Below are 23712 nucleotides of genomic sequence, written 5' to 3' on the forward strand. Positions count from 1 at the left end.
TTGATTTTATTCTTCTATTTGAGTATCAGCGATCTCTTTTTTTCTTGGTTGTTTGATTTCATTCGTTAGTTCCTGAATGCTTTGCTTCACATTGCCTTTGCCGGAAAAGTTCTCAATAATTTCTTTGACATCAATTCCAGAGGATGCTTTCAGGCTTTCTTGCAGACTGGACATGAGGTTTGTAGCATAGCCAGTGACTTTATTGGCACCGCTACCTTCTCCGTTACCTCCCGTATCCACAACCGTAATTTTATCAATGTTAGAAAGTGGTGCAGAGACTTGCTTCGCATATTCAGGAAGCATTTTCACAATCATATCAAGGATTGCTGCCTGACCATACTGTTCGAATGCTTCAGCGATTTTCTCTTTCGCTTCCGCTTCCGCAAGTCCTTTCAGTCTAATGACTTCTGCTTCTGTTTCCCCTTTCGCACGATCAGCTTCCGCTTTGGCAAGCCCGTCAATTCGGACTTTCTCAGCTTCTGCTTTTGCCATTGCTTCAATGCTGTATTTCTTGGCATCTGCTTCAGCGAGGCGTTTCGCTTTTTCCGCCGCAGCTGACTGCTCAACCGCATAACGATCCGCATCTGCTTTCTTTTTCACTTCAGAATCGTATTGACGCTCACGACGCTGGATCTCTTTTTCTTCTAATTCAATTTGCTTCTGACGTTCAATGATTTTCACTTGCATTTCTTGTTCAGTTACGTGCTGACGGTTACGTGCTGTTTCAAGATCGTACGCTTGGTCGGCACTTGCTTTTGCTGTATCTTGTTCACGTCTGAATTCTGCTCTTTTCAGCTCATTGATCTTTTCTGCTTCAGCGATTTCAGTGGCACGCTCAAGCTCAGATTTCTTCGCATCTTTATCTGCTTCTGCACGTTTGATACGTGTTTCTTTATCTGCTTCTGCTGTTGCAATATCTGCATCGCGTTTCACTTGGGCAATTCTAGGTTTACCTAGTGATTCTAAATAGCCATTTTTATCACGGACATCTTTGATTGTAAACGATACAATGACAAGGCCCATTTTCGCTAGATCTTGAGAAGCGACACGCTGTACTTCTTGAGAAAATTTCTCTCTGTTTTTATAAATCTCTTCAACTGTCATTGACCCTAAAATGGAGCGAAGGTGTCCTTCTAAAACTTCTCTCGCTTCGTTTTCGCGGTCTTCTTTTGTTTTACCTAAAAATTGCTCTGCAGCAGTAGCAATTTCTTCAATCGATCCGCCGATTTTAATGATGGCTGTTCCGTCCGCCATGACTGGAACACCTTGTTCAGTATAGACTTCAGGTGTTGAAACATCTAGCTTGCTAGATAGTAAGCTGAGCGGCTCTGCTTGTTGAAAAACAGGGAGTACAAAGGTACCTCCTCCTCTTACAATCTTAATCTTGTTTCCACCTTCATCCACGTGGACATTTTTACTTCCTAGGTAACTTCCTGTGACGATTAACGCTTCATCTGGACCTGCAGTCCGGTATTTCGAAACAAATACACCAATAAGTGCAATCAGAATCACAAGCACAATTCCAATGATAATCAAAATGGTTGTTCCTGGCATAGCATTCCCTCCTAGATTTCTTCATTTGGTATAACTGATAAGACGCCTTTGTTCACTTCGACGACCAGTACCTGAGTTCCATATGGAATCTCCTCTTCGTCGAAACTGACGGCAGGCTTTGAGATTTTCCCGCTATTACTAATTAACAGCACTTCTCCAAACCCGTCTTTTGGAACAGATACAATGATCTCCCCAGTTCTTCCTTTTAAGTCGGCCTCCGTATATGAGAGAGATTCTTCAGCTGAGGAAAGCGGGACTAAGACAAATACATTCAAACAGGTCACAAGAACTACTGCGAGGATGGCAGATAAGACTGCGCCAAGTCCACTCCCTACAATTGCTGTTTTTTCAGAGATAAACCCTCCAGCCGAGAAAAAGGTAAGAAATGCGAGAATTAATGTTGGTTGAAGGAATGGAACAGGAATCGCTTCAAACAATCCATCAAATACATCGCCGAAAAAGACGAAAACAAGTGTCAGGATTCCTGATATCATCAATATGTATAAATACAGCGTCTGAAGTGGCAGCCCGAACACATCCATCTTCCTCACCCTTTCTTCATGAAATGAACAGCCTTTGTTTCATTTAGACCATGCTCACCTCCAATGTATTCCTTCTAACAGGTAATACGAACCACTTTTGTAAAGGTTTCAAATTTCCTCACAATTCTTCACAGGAATTCGCCGATAGCTAAAGAATGATTGTCATGTACCAGTATGTTAAAATTTGATCTTGAGGTGATGAAAATGAGTTTATTACATGATGCAAGACAAGAATTGTGGCAAGAGCTACAAGGTTTGAACGAAGAACAATTGAATCAAAAATTATCTGATGATACTTGGAGTATTCAAGAGGTGGCAGAGCATTTAAAGAAGATGGACCTCGTGGCAGCAAAACATCTAGCTGCTGAGGGAAAAAAAGCACCGATCAAAGAATATGAGCCAAAGCCGGTGGAAATGGCAGAGGATCGTTCTAGAAAAGCGACTGCGCCTAGTATTGTTGAGCCAGAGCGCAAGCATGTGACACCTACACATTTAAAAGATGAGCTCGATACAGCACGTGAGCAGCTCAATCAAATTTTATCAACATTTACTGAGGATGATTTCAAGCGCGTCATTGCACACCCTGTGTTTGAAGAGTTATCCCTTAAGCAATATCTTGATTTTATCGGCGCACACGAAAAACGCCATATCCATCAAATCAAAGAAATTAAAGAACAGCTATAAGACATAAAAAAGACTCCCTTTTGGGAGCCTTTTCAGCGTGTAGACAAACCCTCGCATTCGGTGTCAGTCCTGCGTGCTGGTGCTCACGAATGTCAAATTCGCTCCGCGCCAGTACTCGTCCTTCCTAGACTTCAAAGGTTTTCTATCACGCTGAGCTGAAAAGAAGACAAAGGGCTAAAATAAAGATCATTTTAGCCTTTTTTCATTGTTACACTGTTTTAGGTGTTAGATCAAAACAGCGAGCATAAATCCAGTTGTACGCTTTTTCGTTTAGATCTCTTGGGTTTCCAATTGTTTGCGGATCTTTCATTGCTTCTTTAGATAAGCGGTCAATCATATCTTTTGATACACCTTGTTCTTCTAATGAAGGAACTTCTAGGTCTTCCACTAAATCATACATCCAGTTCACTGCTGCTTTTGCGGCTTCCTCTGTTGACATTCGGCTAATATCAATTCCAAATGCTCGCGCAATACGAGCAAATTTTTCGGGATACCCTTTCCAGTTATACTCCATCACCGGTCCCATCATTGCTGCGACACACTGACCGTGCGCTACAGGAATAATGCCTCCGAGTGTTTGACTCATCGCATGTGCAGCTCCAGCTGACTCGCTTCCATAAGAAAGCCCGGCAAGCATTGCAGCTTGTGCCATTCCATACCTGGCTTCTAAGTCCTCACCATCGGCAAAGGCACGGCGAATATAATGAGCTGCATATTCAATGGCCATGAGCGCGACCGCATCTGTAATAGGCTGAGCAAATTTCATTGTATAGCATTCAATGGCGTGTGCAAGTGCATCAATTCCAGTCATTGCTGTCACATGAGGCGGCATGGATACATGAAGCTCTGGATCAATGACTGTGAGGTGAGCTGCAATGAGCGGGCCACCTGTGTTGAATTTGAATTCTCTTTCTTCATCTGTAATCACTGCCCACTGCGTTACTTCTGAACCTGTACCAGCCGTTGTTGGAATAGTGGTTAAAGGTGGGATTCTCTTTTCAAGCGGTTTTTTTCCCTCTGCCGCTTCGTAATCAAGGACTGAGCCTTCATGCGTCGCTTCTACACCGATCGCCTTCGCTGTATCCATTGAGCTTCCGCCGCCTACTGCAACTAATCCATTACAGCCTTCTTTTTCATATAACGCAGAGCCTTCATTCACTAACCGGACTGGCGGGTTTGGCTCTACTTTATCAAATAGCACCACATCGATTTGTGCTTCTTTTAATGAAGCAATCACTGGATCTACCACGCCCGCCAGGTAAATACCTGGGTCTGTTACAAGTAATACCTTTGAGACACCGTATGCTTTTACTTCTTCCCCAACATGTTTCACTGCACCGATGCCATGTTTGATGACAGTCGGAATTTCAAATGTATGGAATTTCTGCATGCTTTCAATTTTCATATTTAATGTCATATAGAATCTCCTCCAAATGTGTGATTTTTATTGAAACCAACGAATCGCTTCAGGTTTTGTATTACGATATACATGCTTCAGCTCCGTATATTCCTCGAGCCCGGTGCGCCCTAATTCACGTCCTAGACCTGATTGTTTATATCCGCCCCAAGGTGCTTGAGCGAAATAAGGATGGAAATCATTGATCCAAACTGTGCCTAATCTTAATTGACGAGCGACTCTTTCGGCCTTGCTGATATCAGTAGACCACACGGCTCCTGCTAATCCATAAATTGTATCGTTTGCCAGCTCAATCACTTCTTCCTCTGTACGGAAGGATTCAACTGTCAATACTGGGCCAAAGACTTCTTCCTGGACAATCCGCATCTCTGACGTGCAGCCTGAGAAAATCGTTGGCAAGTAGAAGAACCCATTTGAAAGCTCCTCTGCGTCAGGTCTTTTTCCGCCTGTTTCTAATTTGGCGCCTTCATCTAACCCAATGCTGACGTATTTTTCTACTTTTTCTCGATGCTCAGCTGAGATGAGCGGGCCGCTTTGGGTTCCTTCATCAAAGCCGTTGCCTAGCTTGATTTTTTTCGTACGCTTCACCAGTTCTTCTAAAAATTCATCATGAATGGATTCTTCCACTAGCAAACGTGAACCTGCTGAACACACTTGCCCTGAATGGAAAAACACAGCATTCATTGCCTGGTCAACCGCTACGTCTAAATCAGCATCTTGAAACACAATATTCGGATTTTTCCCGCCGAGCTCAAGGGCGATTTTCTTCACATTCCCACTGGCTCCCTGCATGATTTTCTTGCCTGTTTCAATACCGCCTGTAAATGAAATCAAATCTACTTGATCATTCAGCAAGCTCATCACCAACCGTTGCACCTGGCCCAAGGACTAGGTTCGCAACCCCTGCTGGAATGCCTGCTTCTTCCATGAGTTTGAATACTTTGATCGTGGTGAGTGGTGTAATTTCACTTGGCTTTAATACGATTGTATTCCCCGCCGCTAGAGCAGGAGCGATTTTCCAGCTCGCTTGAAGCAATGGATAGTTCCAAGGAGTAATTTGCCCGCATACACCGACAGGCTCTCTGACTAATTCACTTTTTGAGTTCGGGATCGGCGATGCAATGATTTCCCCACCATCTTTGTCGGCAAGCCCTGCATAATATTGGAACACGTTCGCAATATCGTCCATATCAGCTTTGCTTTCCTCTACTGTTTTACCAGTATCAAGCGATTCCAATTTGGCTAGTTCATCAAGATCACGTCTAATCAATTCAGCAATCTTAAACACCATATTTCCTCTTTCAAGTCCAGGCAAGTTTGCCCAGTCACCTTGATCGAAGGCTTTTCTCGCTGCCTTAATGGCGAGCTGCGCGTCATTTCTTGATCCTTCACTGACTGTCGCGATCACTTCTTGATTAAATGGATTGATGATATCCCGCGTGTCGCCACTTTTGGCGCCAACCCATTGTCCATCTATAAATAGTGTTTGACTCATAGAAGGAACCTCCTCTGATTCTTTTCAATAAATTTGTTAAATAAAAATTTAACGTTTTGAACATAATTAACGTATCATGTTCAAATTTTTCTGTCAAAGGGAGATATGCTTCATTTTCTTTTGACATTTTGCATTCTTTCGTTAACATATAGTCCATAAAGATTTTTTTGAACGTATTGAATTCTCTAAATAGAAAGCAGGGACAAGATGAAAAAGCAGGAGCAGTCACAAGCAGAGGATCGTTTTTTAGCTGCTAAAGATCTAGTCATTGATTCCATAGCTGAAACGATGGATCTCTATGGAATTACACGAAGTGCTGGTATTCTCTATGGGACCATGTATTTAAATGAAGAAATGACGCTGGATGAAATGCGTGAAGAGCTGCAAATGAGCAAGCCAAGTATGAGTACGGGTGTGAAAAAACTCCAAGACATGAATATTGTCAAAAAGACCTTTCACCGAGGACGAAGAAAACATAGCTTTGTTGCTGAAAAAGACTTTTTTAAGTTTTTCATGAACTTCTTTCCACAAAAATGGGAACGAGAGGTCGAGGTCAATTTAGCGGCGATAGAAGAAGCGCAAGTGCGGCTTCAAGAGGTGGCACGTGATGATCAGCTGGAGGAACATATAAGAGAGGAAGCGCAGCAGCTCATAGAGCAGCTTGAAAGCTCAAAAGCCTACTATGACTGGCTGAGACGCTTAGCAGACTCTGTTCATTCAGGGGAAATCTTTGACTATATCCCGATTGATCAGAAAGATAAATAGAAGATGTGTGTGCGTTTTAAAGCTTGAATTTTACAGGAGGATTGATTATAATAAATTATGTCGTAACACATCGGGGCATTAGCTCAGCTGGGAGAGCGCTACGCTGGCAGGGTGAACGACATCACCCGAAGCAAACAGACGTTCTCTGAAAAAGACTGATTTAATAAGGTTCTATGATGAGCCTTTCTGATTATAAATTTTCATTTCTGAACAAAACTGAAAGGGTTGGTCCCCAATCCGTCCCCATAAAAAAACAGACCCTTCATGGTCTGTTTTAATTTTACCTATACGTTTTGAATTGATATATCTTTTAGGAGCATTGTCGAGTTTAAATGTCATATTTACAAAGCCCGATTTTGCATCATTCCAGCTTTTTTAGTAGTGCTTTTTCGAATGAATTAGAACGGGATGACTCTGTTAAAGTCATCCCTGAGTTTCAATTACGTGATTAATATATCAACACTCTTAACCCACTGTGGAATCACCAAAACTATCTTAGATTACAACGACCTCGTTTCCTGTTTAATTGATATATTTAATTTGCGCGGCTAGAGTTAAGACTTTCTCAATATTGGAGCCAAATTACCTGCGACTATAATACTTTTTCCAACCAATACAGTGCTACGCAACTATCTTACTAATATATAGCAAACGAAGCTGGTGTTCTATTTATTACAATCCAGAGCTATCATGATTAAAAACACTAACTCCTCCTGTTAATAGAACACCATAATACCAACACACATTACAAAGTTATCCAACTAACTATCGTTGCTAAGTCAATATATAAACCTAATATAAACGGATTAATATCAACCAATCCTGTTACTACTGTGATCAACTGATTTTGACAACAGTAAATCTTACCTGATTTATTGAAATAGCCTGCCCGCTAACATTCCTTAATTGAAGTGTACTTCCTGCAGCAACTTGAGGTGCAAAACCGATAGCTGTTACTTCTAGACCAGCTGTGGTTGCGTTAACTCTACCACTAGCGATAGCAAAAACACCATTGAGGATTATATCAATGAAAAGCGGACCAGCTTGCCCAGCATCAGCGGAAACAATTGCCTTTAAGTCATAAGTACCACTTTGTGGTAAGACAAGAGTATCTGGAGGAGTCAAAGTTATATTATCAAAGAAATTATTCCCAATTAATGGAATATTAGCATTATCAGCAATGGTTTCAGGAACGAATCTAGCAATAGCAGCAGAGGCTGTTGCAAGCGTTCCCGTTGCTCCTGTATCTCCTGTGGCTCCGGTTGCTCCCGTTGCTCCTGTGGCTCCGGTTGGTCCGGTTGCTCCTGTGGCTCCGGTTGCTCCCGTGGCTCCCGTTGCACCTGTATCTCCTGTGGCTCCGGTTGCGCCGGTTGCTCCCGTGGCTCCTGTATCTCCTGTGGCTCCTGTTGGTCCGGTTGCTCCTGTGGCTCCGGTTGCTCCCGTGGCTCCGGTTGCTCCCGTGGCTCCTGTATCTCCTGTGGCTCCTGTTGGTCCGGTTGCTCCCGTGGCTCCTGTATCTCCTGTGGCTCCTGTTGGTCCGGTTGCTCCCGTGGCTCCCGTGGCTCCTGTGGCTCCTGTTGGTCCGGTTGCTCCCGTGGCTCCTGTGGCTCCTGTTGGTCCGGTTGCTCCCGTTGCACCTGTATCTCCTGTGGCTCCTGTTGGTCCGGTTGCTCCTGTGGCTCCGGTTGCTCCTGTGGCTCCCGTGGCTCCTGTATCTCCCGTTGCTCCTGTTGCTCCGGTTGCTCCCGTTGCACCTGTATCTCCTGTGGCTCCTGTTGGTCCGGTTGCTCCCGTGGCTCCGGTTGCTCCCGTGGCTCCCGTGGCTCCTGTATCTCCCGTTGCTCCTGTTGCTCCGGTTGCTCCCGTTGCACCTGTATCTCCTGTGGCTCCGGTTGCTCCTGTTGCTCCCGTGGCTCCGGTAGGACCGGTGGCTCCCGTTGCACCTGTATCTCCTGTCGCTCCGGTAGGGCCGGTGGCTCCTGTATCTCCTGTCGCTCCGGTAGGGCCGGTGGCTCCTGTCGCTCCGGTAGGGCCGGTGGCTCCTGTATCTCCTGTCGCTCCGGTAGGGCCGGTGGCTCCTGTCGCTCCGGTAGGGCCGGTGGCTCCTGTATCTCCTGTCGCTCCGGTAGGGCCGGTGGCTCCTGTTGCACCAGTATCTCCTGTCGCTCCGGTAGGACCGGTGGCTCCCGTGACACCCGTTGCACCTGTATCTCCTGTTGCTCCGGTAGGGCCGGTGGCTCCCGTGGCTCCCGTTGGACCAGTTGCTCCCGTTACGCCGGTGGCTCCTGTTGCACCAGTATCTCCTGTCGCTCCGGTAGGACCGGTGGCTCCCGTGACACCCGTTGCACCTGTATCTCCTGTTGCTCCGGTAGGACCGGTGGCTCCCGTTGCACCTGTATCTCCTGTCGCTCCGGTAGGGCCGGTGGCTCCTGTCGCTCCGGTAGGGCCGGTGGCTCCTGTATCTCCTGTCGCTCCGGTAGGGCCGGTTGCTCCTGCACCTGCTATCAATGTGTAATCTGGAGACGTACCTGGTGTTCCTGTTGGGGGCGCGGTATTTACGATATACGTACTGCCATTGGATGTCACCACTTGACCCACTGGATAAGTTGGGGCTACTACTGGATCAAATGGCACAATTCCTGTTAATCCTACTCCCGTGGCTCCTGTGGCTCCGGTTGCGCCTGTATCTCCTGTGGCTCCTGTGGCTCCTGCTGCTCCTGTTGCGCCGGTTGCTCCTGCTGCTCCTGTTGCGCCGGTTGCTCCCGTTGGACCTGTGGCCCCGGTTGCGCCGGTGGCTCCGGTAGGGCCGGTGGCTCCCGTGACACCCGTGGCTCCCGTATCTCCTGTCGCTCCGGTAGGGCCGGTGGCTCCCGTATCTCCTGTCGCTCCGGTAGGACCGGTTGCACCTGTATCTCCTGTGGCTCCCGTTGCACCTGTATCACCTGTCGCTCCGGTAGGACCGGTTGCACCTGTATCTCCTGTGGCTCCCGTTGCACCTGTATCACCTGTCGCTCCGGTAGGACCGGTTGCACCTGTATCTCCTGTGGCTCCCGTTGCACCTGTATCTCCTGTGGCTCCGGTAGGGCCGGTGGCTCCCGTGACACCCGTGGCTCCCGTATCTCCTGTCGCTCCGGTAGGACCGGTGGCTCCTGTATCTCCCGTATCTCCTGTCGCTCCGGTAGGGCCGGTGGCTCCTGTATCTCCTGTCGCTCCTGTGGCTCCTGTGGCTCCTGTGGCTCCTGCTGCTCCTGTTGCGCCGGTGGCTCCCGTTGGACCTGTGGCCCCGGTTGCGCCGGTGGCTCCCGTATCTCCGGTTGCACCTGTCGCTCCGGTAGGGCCGGTGGCTCCTGTATCTCCCGTGGCTCCTGTTGCTCCTGCTGCTCCTGTTGCTCCCGTTGCTCCCGTTGGACCTGTGGCCCCGGTTGCGCCGGTGGCTCCTGTGGCTCCTGTATCTCCTGTCGCTCCGGTAGGACCGGTGGCTCCTGTTGCTCCTACTCCTGGTCCCGTTGGACCTGTTGGACCTGTTGGACCTGCTGGGCCTCTTCTACCTCTACCCCCTGGACGACCTTGGATGACACACACACAAGGATCCTTTCCACAGCAAGGATTTTTCACTGGTTTTTGTTTTTCCTTTCTTACAGCTATCACACTCCCAGTCATAATCTTCATACGAACCATACCAACTTCCTCGTTTATTATTATTTCCCGAATGAGATGTACATAATTTTCCACAACACCTACACCTTTTCATAAAATCACCTCTTTGACATCTTATGCACCTGATCTACATTAGTGAGATTGTTTAGCAAAATGAATAAAAAGTCTAAATTAACAGATGATTTATAACAACATTTTTATTATTGATAAATATGTATAATGTTCTTTTTCTTATATAGTTTTCAAAAAAGCATTAGTAAGGAATTACAATAAATTATTCCCCTCCACAAGAAAAGAAAAATAAGATAAAGACACAAAAAGAAAAGACCTCCCCATAGGGGGAGATTTTTTCTAGATGGGGTAAAACCATGAAAGATGAAAGACATGCGGTCTGTATACTATATGTAAGTGGAATTGGAAAAGTGATTATTTATAAATTTTGAGTTATAACCACTAGAAGATTTGGGTAAAATATGTAAGGGAAACCTCCTCTAACGCTTGTGAATAGAAAAAGACCTCATATGATGTGAGGTCTTTTTTATCTTGTTACTTATTTCAATGCTTTTTGAAGAGCTGTTTTAGTCTTTGGTCCATAGATGCCGTCAGCGCTAAGACCATGCATGAGCTGGAATCGTTTGACCGCATTCGCAGTTTTTGGTCCATAATAGCCATCAATCCCGTTGTTTTTAGCTCCCTTTTCAGGATAGAAATAAACAGCAGCCAGAGCCTCCTGTAATGCTTTTACTCCAGCGCCCTTTGTCAAAGGCTTGGTTACTTTAATAATGCCAGATGGCAAGTTAACTGATTTTTTAGGTTTACTTGCTTTTGGCTTGGAAGGTGTATTTTTGACAGGTGTCGCTTTTGTCGGCTTTGCTGTTGCCTTTTTACTCGTATGAGCGGTTGCAATACCCGCTTTGAAGGAATCCCAACGATTCAACAGCTTGCGAGGACAATTTTTGCCGCTCCATCTCTTATGTCGCACGACGTTGGCCAGCGGAATACCTTGCTCTGTCATCAGCTTACGAATTAGCCATTGGGCGTTCTCTACCGCCTTTTCAAAATTGCCGTCTGCGTTTTCACAAATTTCAATTCCAATTGACTTCATGTTACCCGTTCCCCGACCATCTCCCGCATGCCATCCGTTTTCGTTTAACGGCAGATGTTGATAAATGACTTTATCATCCACTGTAAAGTGCCAGCTTGTAGCTGTATTAGGTTTTTTCACATAATTAACATGACGCAAGGCATTTGCTCCTTGGTCAGTGTTAGCTGTGTTATGGACTGTAATATATAGCGGCTTCATGTAATTGCCTGGGCGGTTCCTATTGCTTCTCGGAATAAAATCTTTAATGATCTTTACCACGTTTATCGTCTCCTTTGATCAATTAAATATAAAAAGAGCCACCTTGTGTGGCAGCCCTTTATTTCGTTAATCCTTTTTGTTGCAGCGTTTCTTTCTGCTTCTGTCCTTTAGATGTCACATAGTTGTTTTTGAACCATGCAACAAGGGTTGTGACAATTAGATCACAGCTGATGACGGCAAATACTTGATTTCTGTCCCAGCTGACAAAAATATTTATGATGCGATCAAAGACAAGGGAACCTGTACTTTCTGGAACCTATTTAAAAGCACATGGAACTGGATTAAATCATCATGGGTAGTGCTTGCTGCTTGGTTTAAGAAATCAAACCAACTCCAGAAACACTAAAATTAATTTCTAAAGCATATCAATGTGATTATGAAGAATTAATGATCAAAGCTGGTTACATCGATGAGAGTGAGACAAGTAATTCTGAAAGTCCCAAACTGACTCAGTATCAAAGAAAGATTTATGAGTGGGCAAAATCCCATGACGGATTGTTCTTTGATAGTAAACCGGAAGATGTGGAAGAATTAATTGAAGAATTTGAAGTGGTATACGAGTTGTTTAAAAAGAGAAAAGAGAGAGAAAAAAAACAGAACAAATGATTCCTTTAGGGGGCAATTATGAGGAAGAAATCAATGTTTGTAATTTGCCTATCATTGCTCGTTTTCTTAGCTGGATGTAACTCAACTAAGACGACAGATGAACCTTCGGCAAACTCACAAGAAAAAGTTTCAGAGAAAAGGCAAAAAGAAGCTAATGAAAAACTGACAAATGACAGTTACAAAGATGATGAAACAGGAGAATTATTTCATTACTTAAAAAGCCAAGAACAAATTAAATCACAGAAAATGGGCCCGCTCAACATAAATTTTGAACATGTCAACTTAATGAAGTTGTCAAATATTCCTGATGATCGACTAAGTGACTATCAAAGTTTAACTGATATTGAATTAACAAACCCTTTTCATTTTATTGATATTAAATTTTCTGTAGAGAATACAGATAAAGAAACTATTAATTTTTCTGGTATTAGTCATTTAATTTTAGACACTAAAGAACAGGTTAAGGTCAGTAATAATAACCTTTATACTGACCTTGAACAATATGATATGAAACTTTTTGGTAATGCGAAAAGAGATTATCAAATTGCTGTACCTATTGATTCTGATGTTTCTAAAATAAAAAGCGTTAGAATTGTGATGAGTGCTCCATTTGACGAAAATTTGGATAGCGTTTCCGAGCCAAAAGAATTAACAGTTAATTTAAAATAAATGCTCGATAAGAGTATTTATTTTTACCCAAAAATAGAACACCAGTTCCCAAAACTAACTTGAAGGAGCTTATTAAATTGAAATATATCTATACTCATTTAGAAGATAACGTTAATAGACTATATGCAGAAATGAAAATCTTAAATCCTTCTGAACAATCTATTGATACTATTTCTGGAAAATTAGGGATTGAAGTTTGTTATAAAGACATTTCATCAAGAGCCATAATTAATCAGGATACCCAAATTATTATCTTAGATAAGAGATTGAATAAAAGCATTAGATGGGAAAAGTTTTGTCATGAAGTTGGCCACATTCTTTTTCATAAGGGAAATCAACTGATCATGCCCGATTCATTTAGGTTATATCAAGAATGGAAGTCGAATAATTTTATGTACCATTTTGCAGTACCAACTTTTATGTTGAGATCAGTAAATATACCTGTAGACCCTGACCAAGCAATTCAATTTTTAACTAAAACTTTTAAAGTTACTCCATCATTTGCGAAGCATCGATTAAACCTTTACAATCAAAAAGTTTTTTCTCAGACAAGGAGCGTTTTATATGGCTAGCATTGAAAAAAGAGGCAGCAATTCTTTTAGATTAGTTGTTGAAACTGGATATGATGCTAATGGAAAAAGGTTAAGAAAATATAAAACTATTCGTATAGAGGATCATAAACTGTTAAAAACAAAAAGAAAATTGCAGGAATACCTTTCGGATCAACTCTATCAGTTCAAGATGGAAGTCAATTCTGGAGAATATATCGAACCAGAAAAACTAACCTTTGAATCCTTCATCTATAAGTGGAAAGAAAAAAAGCTCTACCAAAAGAGTGGAAAACCTTATTCTTTGACAACATCGGATGTTTATTGGAGTCTCTTAAAAAATCACGTTCTCCCCGTTTTTGGACACATGAAGATAGAACGAATAAAGAGTTTACATATCGTAGACTTTTTAGATGATTTATCAAAGGATGGTGCAAGAAAAGATGGTAAGCCAGGAGGATTAGGAGAAAGATCAATATTAGATATTTTTAAATTACTACAGGTGGTTTTTAAAACCGCAACTGAAGAATGGAAGATTATCAAGATTGATCCAATGAAGGGATTGCCCTTGCCGGTCAACGAGAAGAAGGAAATGAACTATTTTGAAGCTGATGAACCTGCTCAATGTATTAAGGTTCTATATGAAGAAGTTGATATCAAATGGAGACTTTATTTCTTAGCTGCGATGATAGGAGGATTGAGACGCGGTGAAGGTCTTGCACTCGAATGGCATTTAGATGTAGATTGGGATGCTGGTGGATTTAAAATTAATCGTTCACTTTCAAAGACAGTTGATGGCAAACCACATGTGAAAGAACCTAAGTCCAAAAGTTCAAAACGATTTGTGCAGATGCCAGATTGGTATATGAATGAATTGGCTCTATTTTATCATATGTGGAAAAGAGAAAAGGAAAAGTTAAATGACGCCTGGGAGGGTGGAGATCACCAATACATTTTTCATAGTGGGTTTGGAAATCCCTATTATTACACTACACCAACTACCCAATGGAAGCGAATCACACAAAAATATAAAATAAAAAATATCCGTTTACATGATTTGCGTCACACTATGGTGGCTTTATTGATGGAAGCTGGTGAAAGCATAAGTGCTATTCAAAGACGTGCTGGACATGCTAGCGCCAGAACAACATCTGATATATACGGCCATGTAACAGATGAAATGAAAAAGAGTGCAGCGAATCACTTTAACAAGTTTGATCCTAAACATCTGAGAAACACAAATTCAGAGATAGGAAATTTCCGTCCCCAAGTCGTCCCCAAGGTTAAAAATAATGCATAATACAAAATTGAGAGATTTCTTATCAAAAATAAAAAAATAGCCTTCCCCCTTGTATTCTAAGGGGGAATTAAATATAATAATATTTGTTGAAACATCCCGGGGCATTAGCTCAGCTGGGAGAGCGCTACGCTGGCAGCGTAGAGGTCAGCGGTTCGATCCCGCTATGCTCCATAACGAAAAACCATTCTTGAGAAATCAAGGATGGTTTTTTTATGTATTTATTTCTTACAGCTCTGTTTGTTCTTTGTTTTTTCTTAACCTTAATATCTTTATGATGCGGTACGCAATCACAGAGACATAAGCCGTGATGAGAATAATTGTGTAAGACACAGGATAATCACTCGTCATTCCGTGATAAAAGAAATAGATGAGCAGCACTGACAGTATGATGACTTGGAACAGTTCCTTTTTCATTTCACTCTCCCCTTATGATAGTGATTCGGTCGATTATATCACAAATGATGTCATTTTTTGTTAGCTATCAGCAAGGGGAAATCCATTCACCTGCTGATAGCACTTTATGAATGATCACTTTTTCAGCAATCGTTCGATTTTGTTCTTCGTCTTCGGACCGTATATCCCATCTGCCGCTAGACCATTCATAAGCTGGAACCGCTTGACCGCATTCGCTGTTTTTGATCCATAATAGCCATCAACCCCGTTGTTTTTTGCCCCTTTGTCTGGGTAGAAATAGAGGGAGGATAAGGCTTTTTGCACGGCTATGACTTGTGGTCCTTTTGTTAAGGGCTTGGTTATTTTTAAGATGCCAGATGGCAGATTTGACGATTTCTGTTTGGTAACTGGTGCTTTGTGACTCAAGCTCTCTGTTCGAACTGGCTTTCTTGTGCTTTTGCTGCCGGTACGATCTGTGGCTATTCCAACTTTAAATTGATCCCACCGTCCGAGCAATTTCCTTGGACATTCTTTCCCGCTCCAATGTTTATGAGGCACTACATTTGATAAAGGAATTCCCAAATCGCCCATTAGCTTTCGAATGAGCCATTGGGCATTTTCGACTGCTTGTTCAAAGTTGCCGTCTGCATTTTCACAAATTTCAATTCCGATTGATTTCATATTGCCATTGCCTCTGCCATCTCCTGCGTGCCAGCCGTTTTCGTTTAACGGTAAATGTTGATAAATCACTTGATTGTCGACAGTGTAATGCCAACTGACTCCGGTACTTGAACGTGCAACAAACGCAGCGTGACTCCCCGCATTTGCACCTTTTGCCGTGTTAGAGGTATTATGCACCGTAATATAGAGCGGCTTCATCGTATTTCCTGGTCTGTTGCGGTTGTGTTTTGGAATATAGGCTTGAATGATATTGACCATATTGTTTCTCCTTAAACGATTATTTTGTTAGCCCTCTTTGTTTCAGGGTATCTTTTTGTAATTGACCTTTGTAGGTTACATAATTGTTTTTAAACCAAGCGATAATGGCTGTAACCATCGTAAAAATGGTGGAACCTGCTACATATAGTGCCTCACCAGCGGTTTGTACTTGCTCCTCACTAATCGGCAGCACCGTCTGTCCAAACATGACAAGCGTTTGATTGATGAGCGCAATAAAAAGAAGCACTGTGCGAATCACAGTGCCTTTGTCGAATGTCTTCATGATTTCTCCTCCTATTTTAAATTCCGTTCAATTTTGTCGAGTTTGTCGATCACCACATCATACTTCTCACTAAACTTTGCTAACACATCATTTTGCGCCTCGATTTGTTCATTGAGCTTGTTTTCTCTTTCCTTTGTTGTGTTTAATACATAAAACAGCACCCAACAAAAAAGAACGGCAAACGGGCCTTGTGTCATTAAGTTTTGAACAACATCTACTTCCATTGAAATCACCTTCTTTCCGGCAAAAAAATAAAGCCATTAGGCTTCGTATATTTCTCCAGTTATATTTTGATAGTCTTCTGCCGAGATCCAGCCAATGCTTACATAAATTGCTATGTCCTCTGAGTCGTAACACTGCCAGTCCCAGAATTGTTTGATATCCGCTACAGTCGGAAACATCATTCTGAAGCACCTACTTTTTGCATAGTTAATAGTTGCATGAGTTGTTTCGATAACAAAGCATTTTGTTTCTTTAAAAGTTCTATATCACTTGGCGGGAGAGGGGCTTGCTTTAGGCTATCTATATACTCCTGTGTCGCTGATTCATACCCGTGTTGTTTTTCCACATCAAATGCAGCTTTATAAAAAGCAGGCACCTAACGATTTTATCCCGTTATAAATACTGCCGCCAGATGGGATATTGATCAACTGGGATCCGTTATCATTCGTCATTTTATATAGCTGAGATTGATTCCATTTCTGATTTTCTGTTTTAGATGCATGAGATGTTACATCATTTTCGTGTTGATTGATATGATTTAATAGTTCAGCATCATTTTCAATAATAACCTTTACCATGTCATTAAACAGATCTGCATGGGCTGTATCACTTGTTTTGAAAGTACGTGGTGTCTTTTATCTTCATGTGATTCTCCTTTCACATTGTTTATGGAATTATCTTGTACTGAACTTAAAACCAAATGTAATAAACTCAGTTGGATTAGCATTATTTGAAGATGATTGCACACATACATTTCCATTCTTATCTACTAAGGTTCGATGGAATTGAGGTACTCCAGGTGTCCCTATACTCGAAGCGATACCCACAAAATGGATTGCCTGCTGCGGCCGATATCCTTCAGGCAAAATAAACACTGGGTTATTTCCTAAAATCCCACCTTTTATAGCACCTACTATCTCAACTTCCCCCAAGAGATTCTTTCGATATTTCACTGGCAAATTAATAGGGTCATATTCCTTCCAATTGCCACTAATCTCTTTAGGTGTTTCCCATGAACCTTCTAATAGATCTGATAGCGTGATTTGCTTCTCCCATGGTGTCCATGATTGTGCTTTGTGTCTAAGAACTCTAAAGTATGTGTTCTTCCCATAAACAGATTCGTATGCTATTTGTACTAATGTACTGCCATAACTCATGACCAATAAAAACACTCGATTATGGGAAGGCGATGGACCGTTCACTCCAGTATTATATATAAGATACATCCCTGTCTCCATAAGGGTATTGTAGTCTGTTTCGCTAGCAAATCCATGATAAAAGGGCTTTCCATCATCTTGTGTGATTTTTACTAATTGACCGTTATCCCATCTTTTTCTATCGCTTTCTGTAGGCAGCTTTGTCCATTTAATCGACGTATGTCCGGCTTCGTAATAGAAAAAATAAGCATTACCTGAACTATCCATCGCAAAACCAGAGCCAATATTTTCTTGACCTACTGTCTGCAGCCCTCTGATTGAGACATTTGATGAAGCCGGAGAATCCTCCACACCAGCAGCTGCATAAAAAGTACATGTTCCTTTATCTTTTATCGCATCAAATATTCTGCCGTCAGCAGATACATTAATCAGCTGTCTTCCACTATCTGCTGTGATCTTATAGTTCTGTGAATTATTCCATTTCTTCTTTTCTGTTTCAGATGCGTGTACTCTCGAATCATTTGTATGTTTTAAGAACTGCTCTATTAATCCATGATCATTTTCAAGAAGTACTTTGACCATGTCATTAAACAAATCAGCATGTGCTTTATCATTTACTTCAAAAGGTTTTGGTTCTTTTATTTCCATTCAGTTTTCACTCCCTTGCTTTGATGCTTGGTTCCATTTCTTGTAGCTGCTCTAGAGTGAGCATCCTTTGTTCATATCCTGTTTTTAAATCTTCCATTGAACAATCGCCTAGTTCCACCGCTTGTTTGACCAATTCAGGGGTCACCCATTTAAAATACAACGCCATCACCCAATAATTCATGATTCACGCTCTCTTTTATATAAAAGGAGCTCATTTTTTAGCGCTTTTATTTCGTTTGTTAGATGATCACATTGATGTTCAAGCTGTTTTCTCATGAGCTTTTCTTTGGCTACTTCTTGTGCTAGATAATCTAGCGGAAGAGGCGGTTGATACCTTGGATTGATTTGAGATTCCTCCCACCATTCTTTCAATTCTTCTGCCGTTGGCTTTGGCACATCTAGATGCCACTCATCTATATACGAACCAGCACCGTCATTTCTTAATTCAAAATCCTTTTGCGGGTCCGCATCAGGGTATTTATATTTAATGGCTTCATATAAAATCATTAGAATCCTCCTACACTCTCGGGAAATTGCGGCCGCCTAATTCCGTAATATCGAAATAGTTGTACCAGCCTGAATTATCTGATACATAACGACTAACATCTCCGTCATATCCTGCATACATGTAAATTTCTATATAATCCCCTTTATTAGCCGGTACGTTCGCAGCACCATAAAGTCCCATACTAAAGCTCAACACATCAGATGGGCTTGTCGGACTCTGTCTTTGATGTGCAATATTTTTATACCTTCTACCATTTAAATAGATCGATAATTCAAAGTTTGCGTATCGTTGAAAGGTTTCAACATAAACACCTGCATTCACTGAATACATTCCGTTTTCAGGGCAGATGAAGCGATTATTTTTGATATCAAAATTGTTATGACTGTCTTTTATCTTTCGATTAAAAAGGACTTTTTGATACTCACCTTTGGTTAATAACTGTTTTCCAGTTGTACCTATATTGGCATGACAGAATCCAGAGAGCTTATGCCAGTCGGTCCAACCAGATCCAGTCCACCAATGACGGCACCATGTACCCGTGCTATCAAAATAACTGCCCGCTTCGTTTCCAGTCCCATAGTAATATTGAACAAATCGAAAGTTACTATATTTTTCATTTTTCACAAAGCCAAATCTCGTAGGATATCCGGTATCATTCGCTTGTCCAATATCCATGAACGTAATGCCATCTGGATATTCCTCACCGCTGACTGATGCATCTTGAATGGCTTGATCGCCTGTAAGTTTAAATAAGCTTTCATTTGTGATTCCTTCTATTTGTAGCCTGAGCGCATTGTCATTCTCAACTAGAGTGTCGACCATCCGGTTAAATAAGTTGGCATGTGCTTTGTCAGAGGTTTCAAACGGTAAAGGTGATTTGATGTCCATTTCATTCCCCTCCATTAATAAATATCATCAATCTCAAAAACAAATTCGATGTCGCCGTCTTTTTGTTTGTCTGTCATGGTGCGGATGGCGGTGAATTTGCCGCTTTCGTCGACAAGTGCTAGTTCGTTGATGACTTCTCCTGCAAGTTCTCCTTCGGCGATCGTGCAGGTGTAGCGGATTTTTGCTGGTTCCATGAATGTAAACGAATCAATCTCTTTTTGGACGAGTTCTTTTTTGAGTTTTTGTTCAGTGCCGTCTAGTGAGATCGGTTTCCCATCCTTCGTCCCGCCATTTCCAAATGCCATTTTGACGACTTTTGTGAGTTTTGTTCCTTCTGCTCTTGCCTTTGCCATTTGTTGACGTGCATATAGTGTTGTTACGGTTAATTGATCAGCCATTGTGATCCTCCTTATAGCTCTATTTTTTGAGAAGTAGCTGCTAGCATTTTTGATCCGTCGAGCGGAACAGATCCGTCGAGAATCCAGTAATGATCCTTAATTAGTAAGCTGCCGCCCTGTTCAGTTTGGACTTGTACTGGCAATCGGAACGTCATTTTCTTTTTGGTTTGATTTGACAGCTGGTTTTTTGTGCGTAATGTCAGTGCCGCTTTTTGCCTTGTTTCATGTACCGATCCAGTCATGACATAATTCATGCGATATGTGGTTTCTGACTTGTGCTGAAGCGGCATTCTCATCTTCAACGAATGCCGAAAACGAGCAGGTACATCGGTTGTCCCTCGAGTTCCGCTCAGATAAAACGTACCATTTAATACAAATTCACCATTGAGTAAAATTGGGATATGATCGAAAAAACCCACTCTGCTTCGCAGTGTGAGCCTCCCGTGATGATCATTTTTTTCATGTACATCGGTATGATGAAATGCAGTGAACGTATAAGCCAAATGAGCCGGCTTTAACGTTTCAAGTATTTCTACAATATATCTAGTGTTTTGCAGATCATCTAGGTTCACACGTAAGGCGAAATGATAGCGATTGGTGGTCAGACGGATGCTGGCACTTGGATTTTTGAGAAAGCGATTCACCGATTTCTCTAATGAAAGATACGTGATCGGTGGAATGTTTGACATCATATTGAGTAAGCGTGCTCTGCGAAGTTCAATGGAATCATCTGATTCTCGCTGCACCTTCAGCATTCTTTCCCATCTATTCAATCCCCATGTCGCTGTCAAAGGGAAGAACTGATCCGTTAAATCGAAAATGGATTCATCCAATTGCTCAAACTCTGGCGCTTCTGTTTTGAGCAGGTGATCGACTTCATAAATCTCTGTAAAATATGGCGGCAAGTAGTTTTTCATTTCATCCTGTTTGCTCAATAACCTTCACCTGCCTCAGACGCGGTATCTCAATGTCCTGTAACACTAAGTTTTTTGACTCCCCATTCAATAACACGTTTGCATAATCTGATACACTTTCTGAATGGTACAGAATGTCATTTAATGCGGACATTCGAATGGTACTCTTTTCAAATGCGATTGATTTCAACAGCGCTTTGACCTTTTCTTCTATTTCTTTCTGCGCTCCTTCAAGGGTCCAGTCCATTTGAAGTTCGACGGCTACTTCTATGTCAATATTCAGCCATTTGGCGCTTTCGACGGTCGCTTTTGAACCGATAGGCGCTTGTCCTTCTCCTTCGCCTGGTACTGGGTCAATATATTCCTGTGCTCTTTTAACAAGCAGATCTGATGCAACATCTAGATTGCCGTCTGTAATGACAATTTTGACCGTCCCTTCTCCGTTCCAAAGCGGGAATACCTTCGCTCTGCCAACCCCTGTCACTTCCTCAGCCCATTTTTTATAATGTGCCTTGTTGGCACTGACAGCCTCCCGCCTAGCACGTATTAAGTAGCGATCATATAACGTAGCGTCATCTTCTTCCTCTTGTCCGGGTATCACCAAATCTTTCATGATAATCGATTCAAGCCCTGGGATTGTATCAAGTGAAAGTAGCGGCTGATCTGTTAATTGACCATTGCCGACCCTGCCAGGTGTCTCGCATTCTAGCGTGCCATCAATCGAATATTGGAAATAGACGTCTTCAATAAAAAACCGTGAGCCAGCTGGGATATTGATATCCTCCGGCTGAATAGCTGCGGACCAAACCGCTTTAGTCGCTGGTTTTCTTTCAATTCCTACTTCAGCAGCCCGCCGATCTAGAAACTCTCCTTGTGCTGTATCTGCAAAGACCAGCTCGAATACTTGATCAAGCCAAATATAGGACTGGGCCAGTTCAGCGGCAGCAGGTGCCAAGGCATTCCAAATGACGCTGTTTTCTCTTTTATCTATGTCATCTGGCAGTCTGTCTAGCATTCTTTCCATTAATGCTTCGTACGTTTGTTCCTCAAACATCGCTCTCCATCACCTCCTCTATTTCTAATGTGCCTTCATCTGTGACAATAGCTAGCTTGACATGAAACGAGTCATTTTCCTTAGTGACCTCTATCTCTTCAATATGATCAATCCGTTCGTCCACAATCAATGCTTCCTCTAGTAGCCTCGGAATCTCCATTTCTTTGTATTCATCCGTGGCTTCTGTATCCGTCAAGAGCTCCTGAATTTCAGTGCCAATGTCGTGACTGTAAATAGGATGTGCATACCGCTCTGTCCTAAGTGTCATATAAACGAATTGACGAATTGCTTCAATACCTGAAATGGTTTCACCTGTCAGTCTGCCAGTTTCAACATCTATTCGATACGTCGTTGAGGTTTCCACCTCTTCGTCTTCTTCTGTTTCCTCAATTTCTTCCTCTGGTGAAAGTGCCACGTTCATCACCTCCCTTACAATTTGTCGATGATGTAGAAGGATTGCCCTCCTGCCATTGCCAGCACCATAATGCTGTCTCCCCTTTTCAGTTCATCATCCTCACCCTTGTTTAGACGCTTTGGCCAAATCAGTAATTCTTCCGGGATGATCAGTTTATGGTTTTCATTTAACCGGATGCTTACAGGAGAAACTGCCGTGACTTCTCCAACCACCAGATCAATTGGAGAGGCGGCGTCTACAGCATTCACTGCTAATCGTTTAATCGCTTCACTTAACCTCACGCTTGATCACCCTTTGGAATGGAATTTTTCTCAACGACATCAATTGTCATGGTGTGTTTCACCCCACTGAATTCATGTTTGTCCTGATCGATCCAGTACGTTTTTTTTACGTTGATTTCAGGGATTTTCAAATAGATTGGAAGACCGCTTTGCAGTTCAGGAATGCCTAGCGCTTGGATGCTTTTGACTTCTTGTTTCACGCCTTTTTTCTCTGCCAGCCGTACTTTGGCTCTTTTTTGCAGCTGCGGCTGGTTGATTTGTCCTGTAACCGTCTCAACATGTTGTAAAATACCGTATTTACTCTGACCTGCTTTATCCTGTTCGACCACTACAATCTCTGATTTGCTGCCTTTTTTCTTATTTTTCCCTTGTTCATCTGCAGACGTGCGCAGCTTGACACGAGTGGCTGTCTCTTCAATCGAGGTGCTGTACTGATAGCCAATGAGATTGACACCTGATTCAATGACCCATACGTCCTCTGGATCTGGCCAAGCTCTCAGCCCCATCTTTCCTTTAGCAGAATAGATTTGATAGTTTCTGCCGGTTTGCCGCTTTGTCTCTTTTAATGCTTTCAGAATCATGTCATATAGGCTCGTATCGTTTTTAAACACTAGTGATTTTATGACATGACCTGTATTGGCGATGGAGGTCATTGGAATTTGAAAGTCAGCCCCAATCCGTCTCAAGATTTGATCTGCTCTTTGTTTTGAAAAAACATAAACATCTTGGTTTTTCACCAAATATTGAAGCATGTCGTATGCGGTAAAGGTCAGTTTCCCTTCAACAGGCGTCCGAGAAAACACAATGCCTCTGAACAGCTCTTTTCCTTTCCATTTAAAAAGAACCGTGTCCCCTTCTGAGACACGGTAATATGTTTGACTCCCTTGCTTTGTGATAATATTTGCTTGAATAGAGCGAGGGGCTTGATACCTTTGCCCCTGAAGTGTCACACTCTCTGTGACAAGCTCATACATGGTGCCGCTTCTGATGGCAAAAAGCTCGATCAATGCCA

27 protein-coding genes, 1 tRNA gene and 2 pseudogenes are annotated in these 23712 nt (G+C 42.5%); 7 read left to right on the forward strand and 23 right to left on the reverse strand.

Annotated elements, in window-relative coordinates; translation table 11 throughout:
* Positions 1-6: 6 nt before the first annotated feature.
* A complete protein-coding gene (locus MKY18_RS14045) occupies positions 7-1554 on the reverse strand; it encodes a flotillin family protein (RefSeq protein WP_003213366.1) in 1548 nt (515 codons plus the stop codon).
* A gap of 11 nt (positions 1555-1565) precedes the next feature.
* A complete protein-coding gene (locus MKY18_RS14050) occupies positions 1566-2096 on the reverse strand; it encodes a hypothetical protein (RefSeq protein WP_065098973.1) in 531 nt (176 codons plus the stop codon).
* A gap of 204 nt (positions 2097-2300) precedes the next feature.
* Between MKY18_RS14050 and MKY18_RS14055 the strand changes: the two genes are divergently transcribed.
* Positions 2301-2780, forward strand: coding sequence for a DinB family protein (locus MKY18_RS14055; RefSeq protein ID WP_192878364.1), 480 nt, complete (start codon positions 2301-2303; stop codon positions 2778-2780).
* Positions 2781-2988: 208 nt separating this feature from the next.
* Here the strand turns inward: MKY18_RS14055 and MKY18_RS14060 are convergent, their stop codons facing one another.
* Complete coding sequence (locus tag MKY18_RS14060) at positions 2989-4197, reverse strand: iron-containing alcohol dehydrogenase (RefSeq protein WP_265208382.1); 1209 nt, start codon at positions 4195-4197, stop codon at positions 2989-2991.
* A gap of 27 nt (positions 4198-4224) precedes the next feature.
* A pseudogene (gene betB, locus MKY18_RS14065) lies at positions 4225-5692 on the reverse strand (betaine-aldehyde dehydrogenase).
* A gap of 207 nt (positions 5693-5899) precedes the next feature.
* On the opposite strand from betB, the gene MKY18_RS14070 reads away from it, so the two are divergent.
* On the forward strand, positions 5900-6457 hold the full coding sequence (locus MKY18_RS14070) for a GbsR/MarR family transcriptional regulator (protein WP_265208383.1): 558 nt from the start codon (positions 5900-5902) through the stop codon (positions 6455-6457).
* A gap of 837 nt (positions 6458-7294) precedes the next feature.
* On the opposite strand, the gene MKY18_RS14075 is transcribed toward MKY18_RS14070, so the two are convergent.
* The 3 genes and pseudogenes from MKY18_RS14075 to MKY18_RS14085 all read right to left on the reverse strand — a co-directional run.
* Complete coding sequence (locus tag MKY18_RS14075; protein ID WP_342497544.1) at positions 7295-10135, reverse strand: collagen-like repeat preface domain-containing protein; 2841 nt, start codon at positions 10133-10135, stop codon at positions 7295-7297.
* A gap of 529 nt (positions 10136-10664) precedes the next feature.
* Positions 10665-11477 (reverse strand): N-acetylmuramoyl-L-alanine amidase, encoded by an 813-nt coding sequence (locus MKY18_RS14080; protein WP_342497545.1) that lies wholly within the window; start codon positions 11475-11477, stop codon positions 10665-10667.
* A gap of 58 nt (positions 11478-11535) precedes the next feature.
* Positions 11536-11634 (reverse strand): annotated as a pseudogene (locus MKY18_RS14085) (phage holin); the annotation flags it as partial.
* A 230-nt stretch (positions 11635-11864) separates the two neighbouring features.
* Here MKY18_RS14085 and MKY18_RS14090 point away from each other — a divergent pair.
* From MKY18_RS14090 to MKY18_RS14110, 5 genes are all read left to right on the forward strand, one after another.
* Entirely contained in the window at positions 11865-12083 is a 219-nt protein-coding gene (locus MKY18_RS14090) for a hypothetical protein (protein ID WP_342497546.1), read from the forward strand.
* Positions 12084-12101: 18 nt separating this feature from the next.
* Positions 12102-12752, forward strand: coding sequence for a hypothetical protein (locus MKY18_RS14095; RefSeq protein WP_342497547.1), 651 nt, complete (start codon positions 12102-12104; stop codon positions 12750-12752).
* Positions 12753-12829: 77 nt separating this feature from the next.
* Positions 12830-13324 (forward strand): ImmA/IrrE family metallo-endopeptidase, encoded by a 495-nt coding sequence (locus MKY18_RS14100; protein ID WP_342497548.1) that lies wholly within the window; start codon positions 12830-12832, stop codon positions 13322-13324.
* Complete coding sequence (locus MKY18_RS14105; protein ID WP_342497549.1) at positions 13317-14600, forward strand: tyrosine-type recombinase/integrase; 1284 nt, start codon at positions 13317-13319, stop codon at positions 14598-14600. Before MKY18_RS14100 ends, MKY18_RS14105 begins: the two co-directional genes overlap by 8 nt.
* A gap of 98 nt (positions 14601-14698) precedes the next feature.
* A tRNA-Ala gene (locus MKY18_RS14110) sits at positions 14699-14771 on the forward strand.
* 54 nt (positions 14772-14825) lie between these two features.
* Here the strand turns inward: MKY18_RS14110 and MKY18_RS14115 are convergent.
* The 16 genes from MKY18_RS14115 to MKY18_RS14190 form a co-directional block, all read right to left on the reverse strand.
* Positions 14826-15014 carry a hypothetical protein gene (locus MKY18_RS14115; RefSeq protein ID WP_044140750.1) on the reverse strand — a complete coding sequence of 63 codons (189 nt, stop codon included), beginning with the start codon at positions 15012-15014 and terminating at the stop codon, positions 14826-14828.
* A gap of 114 nt (positions 15015-15128) precedes the next feature.
* Complete coding sequence (locus tag MKY18_RS14120; protein WP_065099028.1) at positions 15129-15932, reverse strand: N-acetylmuramoyl-L-alanine amidase; 804 nt, start codon at positions 15930-15932, stop codon at positions 15129-15131.
* A gap of 19 nt (positions 15933-15951) precedes the next feature.
* Positions 15952-16215: a phage holin gene (locus MKY18_RS14125; RefSeq protein WP_003212734.1), complete on the reverse strand. Its 264-nt coding sequence runs from the start codon at positions 16213-16215 to the stop codon at positions 15952-15954.
* A gap of 11 nt (positions 16216-16226) precedes the next feature.
* Positions 16227-16439, reverse strand: coding sequence for a BhlA/UviB family holin-like peptide (locus MKY18_RS14130; RefSeq protein ID WP_003213245.1), 213 nt, complete (start codon positions 16437-16439; stop codon positions 16227-16229).
* Between the two features lie 36 nt (positions 16440-16475).
* On the reverse strand, positions 16476-16619 hold the full coding sequence (locus tag MKY18_RS14135) for an XkdX family protein (RefSeq protein ID WP_185106824.1): 144 nt from the start codon (positions 16617-16619) through the stop codon (positions 16476-16478).
* A 177-nt stretch (positions 16620-16796) separates the two neighbouring features.
* A complete protein-coding gene (locus tag MKY18_RS14140; protein ID WP_065099029.1) occupies positions 16797-17015 on the reverse strand; it encodes a hypothetical protein in 219 nt (72 codons plus the stop codon).
* Between the two features lie 96 nt (positions 17016-17111).
* On the reverse strand, positions 17112-18242 hold the full coding sequence (locus MKY18_RS14145) for a pyocin knob domain-containing protein (RefSeq protein WP_065099030.1): 1131 nt from the start codon (positions 18240-18242) through the stop codon (positions 17112-17114).
* A 7-nt stretch (positions 18243-18249) separates the two neighbouring features.
* Entirely contained in the window at positions 18250-18423 is a 174-nt protein-coding gene (locus MKY18_RS14150; RefSeq protein WP_003212881.1) for a hypothetical protein, read from the reverse strand.
* Positions 18420-18749 (reverse strand): XkdW family protein, encoded by a 330-nt coding sequence (locus tag MKY18_RS14155; RefSeq protein WP_065099031.1) that lies wholly within the window; start codon positions 18747-18749, stop codon positions 18420-18422. Before MKY18_RS14155 ends, MKY18_RS14150 begins: the two co-directional genes overlap by 4 nt.
* Positions 18750-18759: 10 nt before the next feature.
* A complete protein-coding gene (locus MKY18_RS14160; RefSeq protein WP_065099032.1) occupies positions 18760-19638 on the reverse strand; it encodes a hypothetical protein in 879 nt (292 codons plus the stop codon).
* A 14-nt stretch (positions 19639-19652) separates the two neighbouring features.
* On the reverse strand, positions 19653-20036 hold the full coding sequence (locus MKY18_RS14165; RefSeq protein WP_065099033.1) for a phage tail protein: 384 nt from the start codon (positions 20034-20036) through the stop codon (positions 19653-19655).
* Positions 20037-20047: 11 nt separating this feature from the next.
* The gene (locus MKY18_RS14170) at positions 20048-20971 is read right to left on the reverse strand and encodes a YmfQ family protein (protein ID WP_065099034.1); all 924 of its coding nucleotides are present in this window, start codon (positions 20969-20971) and stop codon (positions 20048-20050) included.
* Entirely contained in the window at positions 20955-22004 is a 1050-nt protein-coding gene (locus MKY18_RS14175; protein WP_065099035.1) for a baseplate J/gp47 family protein, read from the reverse strand. Before MKY18_RS14175 ends, MKY18_RS14170 begins: the two co-directional genes overlap by 17 nt.
* Positions 21997-22419: a DUF2634 domain-containing protein gene (locus MKY18_RS14180; protein ID WP_012011034.1), complete on the reverse strand. Its 423-nt coding sequence runs from the start codon at positions 22417-22419 to the stop codon at positions 21997-21999. Before MKY18_RS14180 ends, MKY18_RS14175 begins: the two co-directional genes overlap by 8 nt.
* 14 nt (positions 22420-22433) lie before the next feature.
* On the reverse strand, positions 22434-22700 hold the full coding sequence (locus MKY18_RS14185) for a DUF2577 family protein (RefSeq protein ID WP_065099036.1): 267 nt from the start codon (positions 22698-22700) through the stop codon (positions 22434-22436).
* On the reverse strand, positions 22697-23707 hold the full coding sequence (locus MKY18_RS14190; protein WP_044140764.1) for a hypothetical protein: 1011 nt from the start codon (positions 23705-23707) through the stop codon (positions 22697-22699). Before MKY18_RS14190 ends, MKY18_RS14185 begins: the two co-directional genes overlap by 4 nt.
* Positions 23708-23712: the final 5 nt, after the last annotated feature.

Origin of the sequence: Bacillus sp. FSL R7-0672 (assembly GCF_038601465.1) — a bacterium.
Classification (GTDB): domain Bacteria; phylum Bacillota; class Bacilli; order Bacillales; family Bacillaceae; genus Bacillus; species Bacillus pumilus.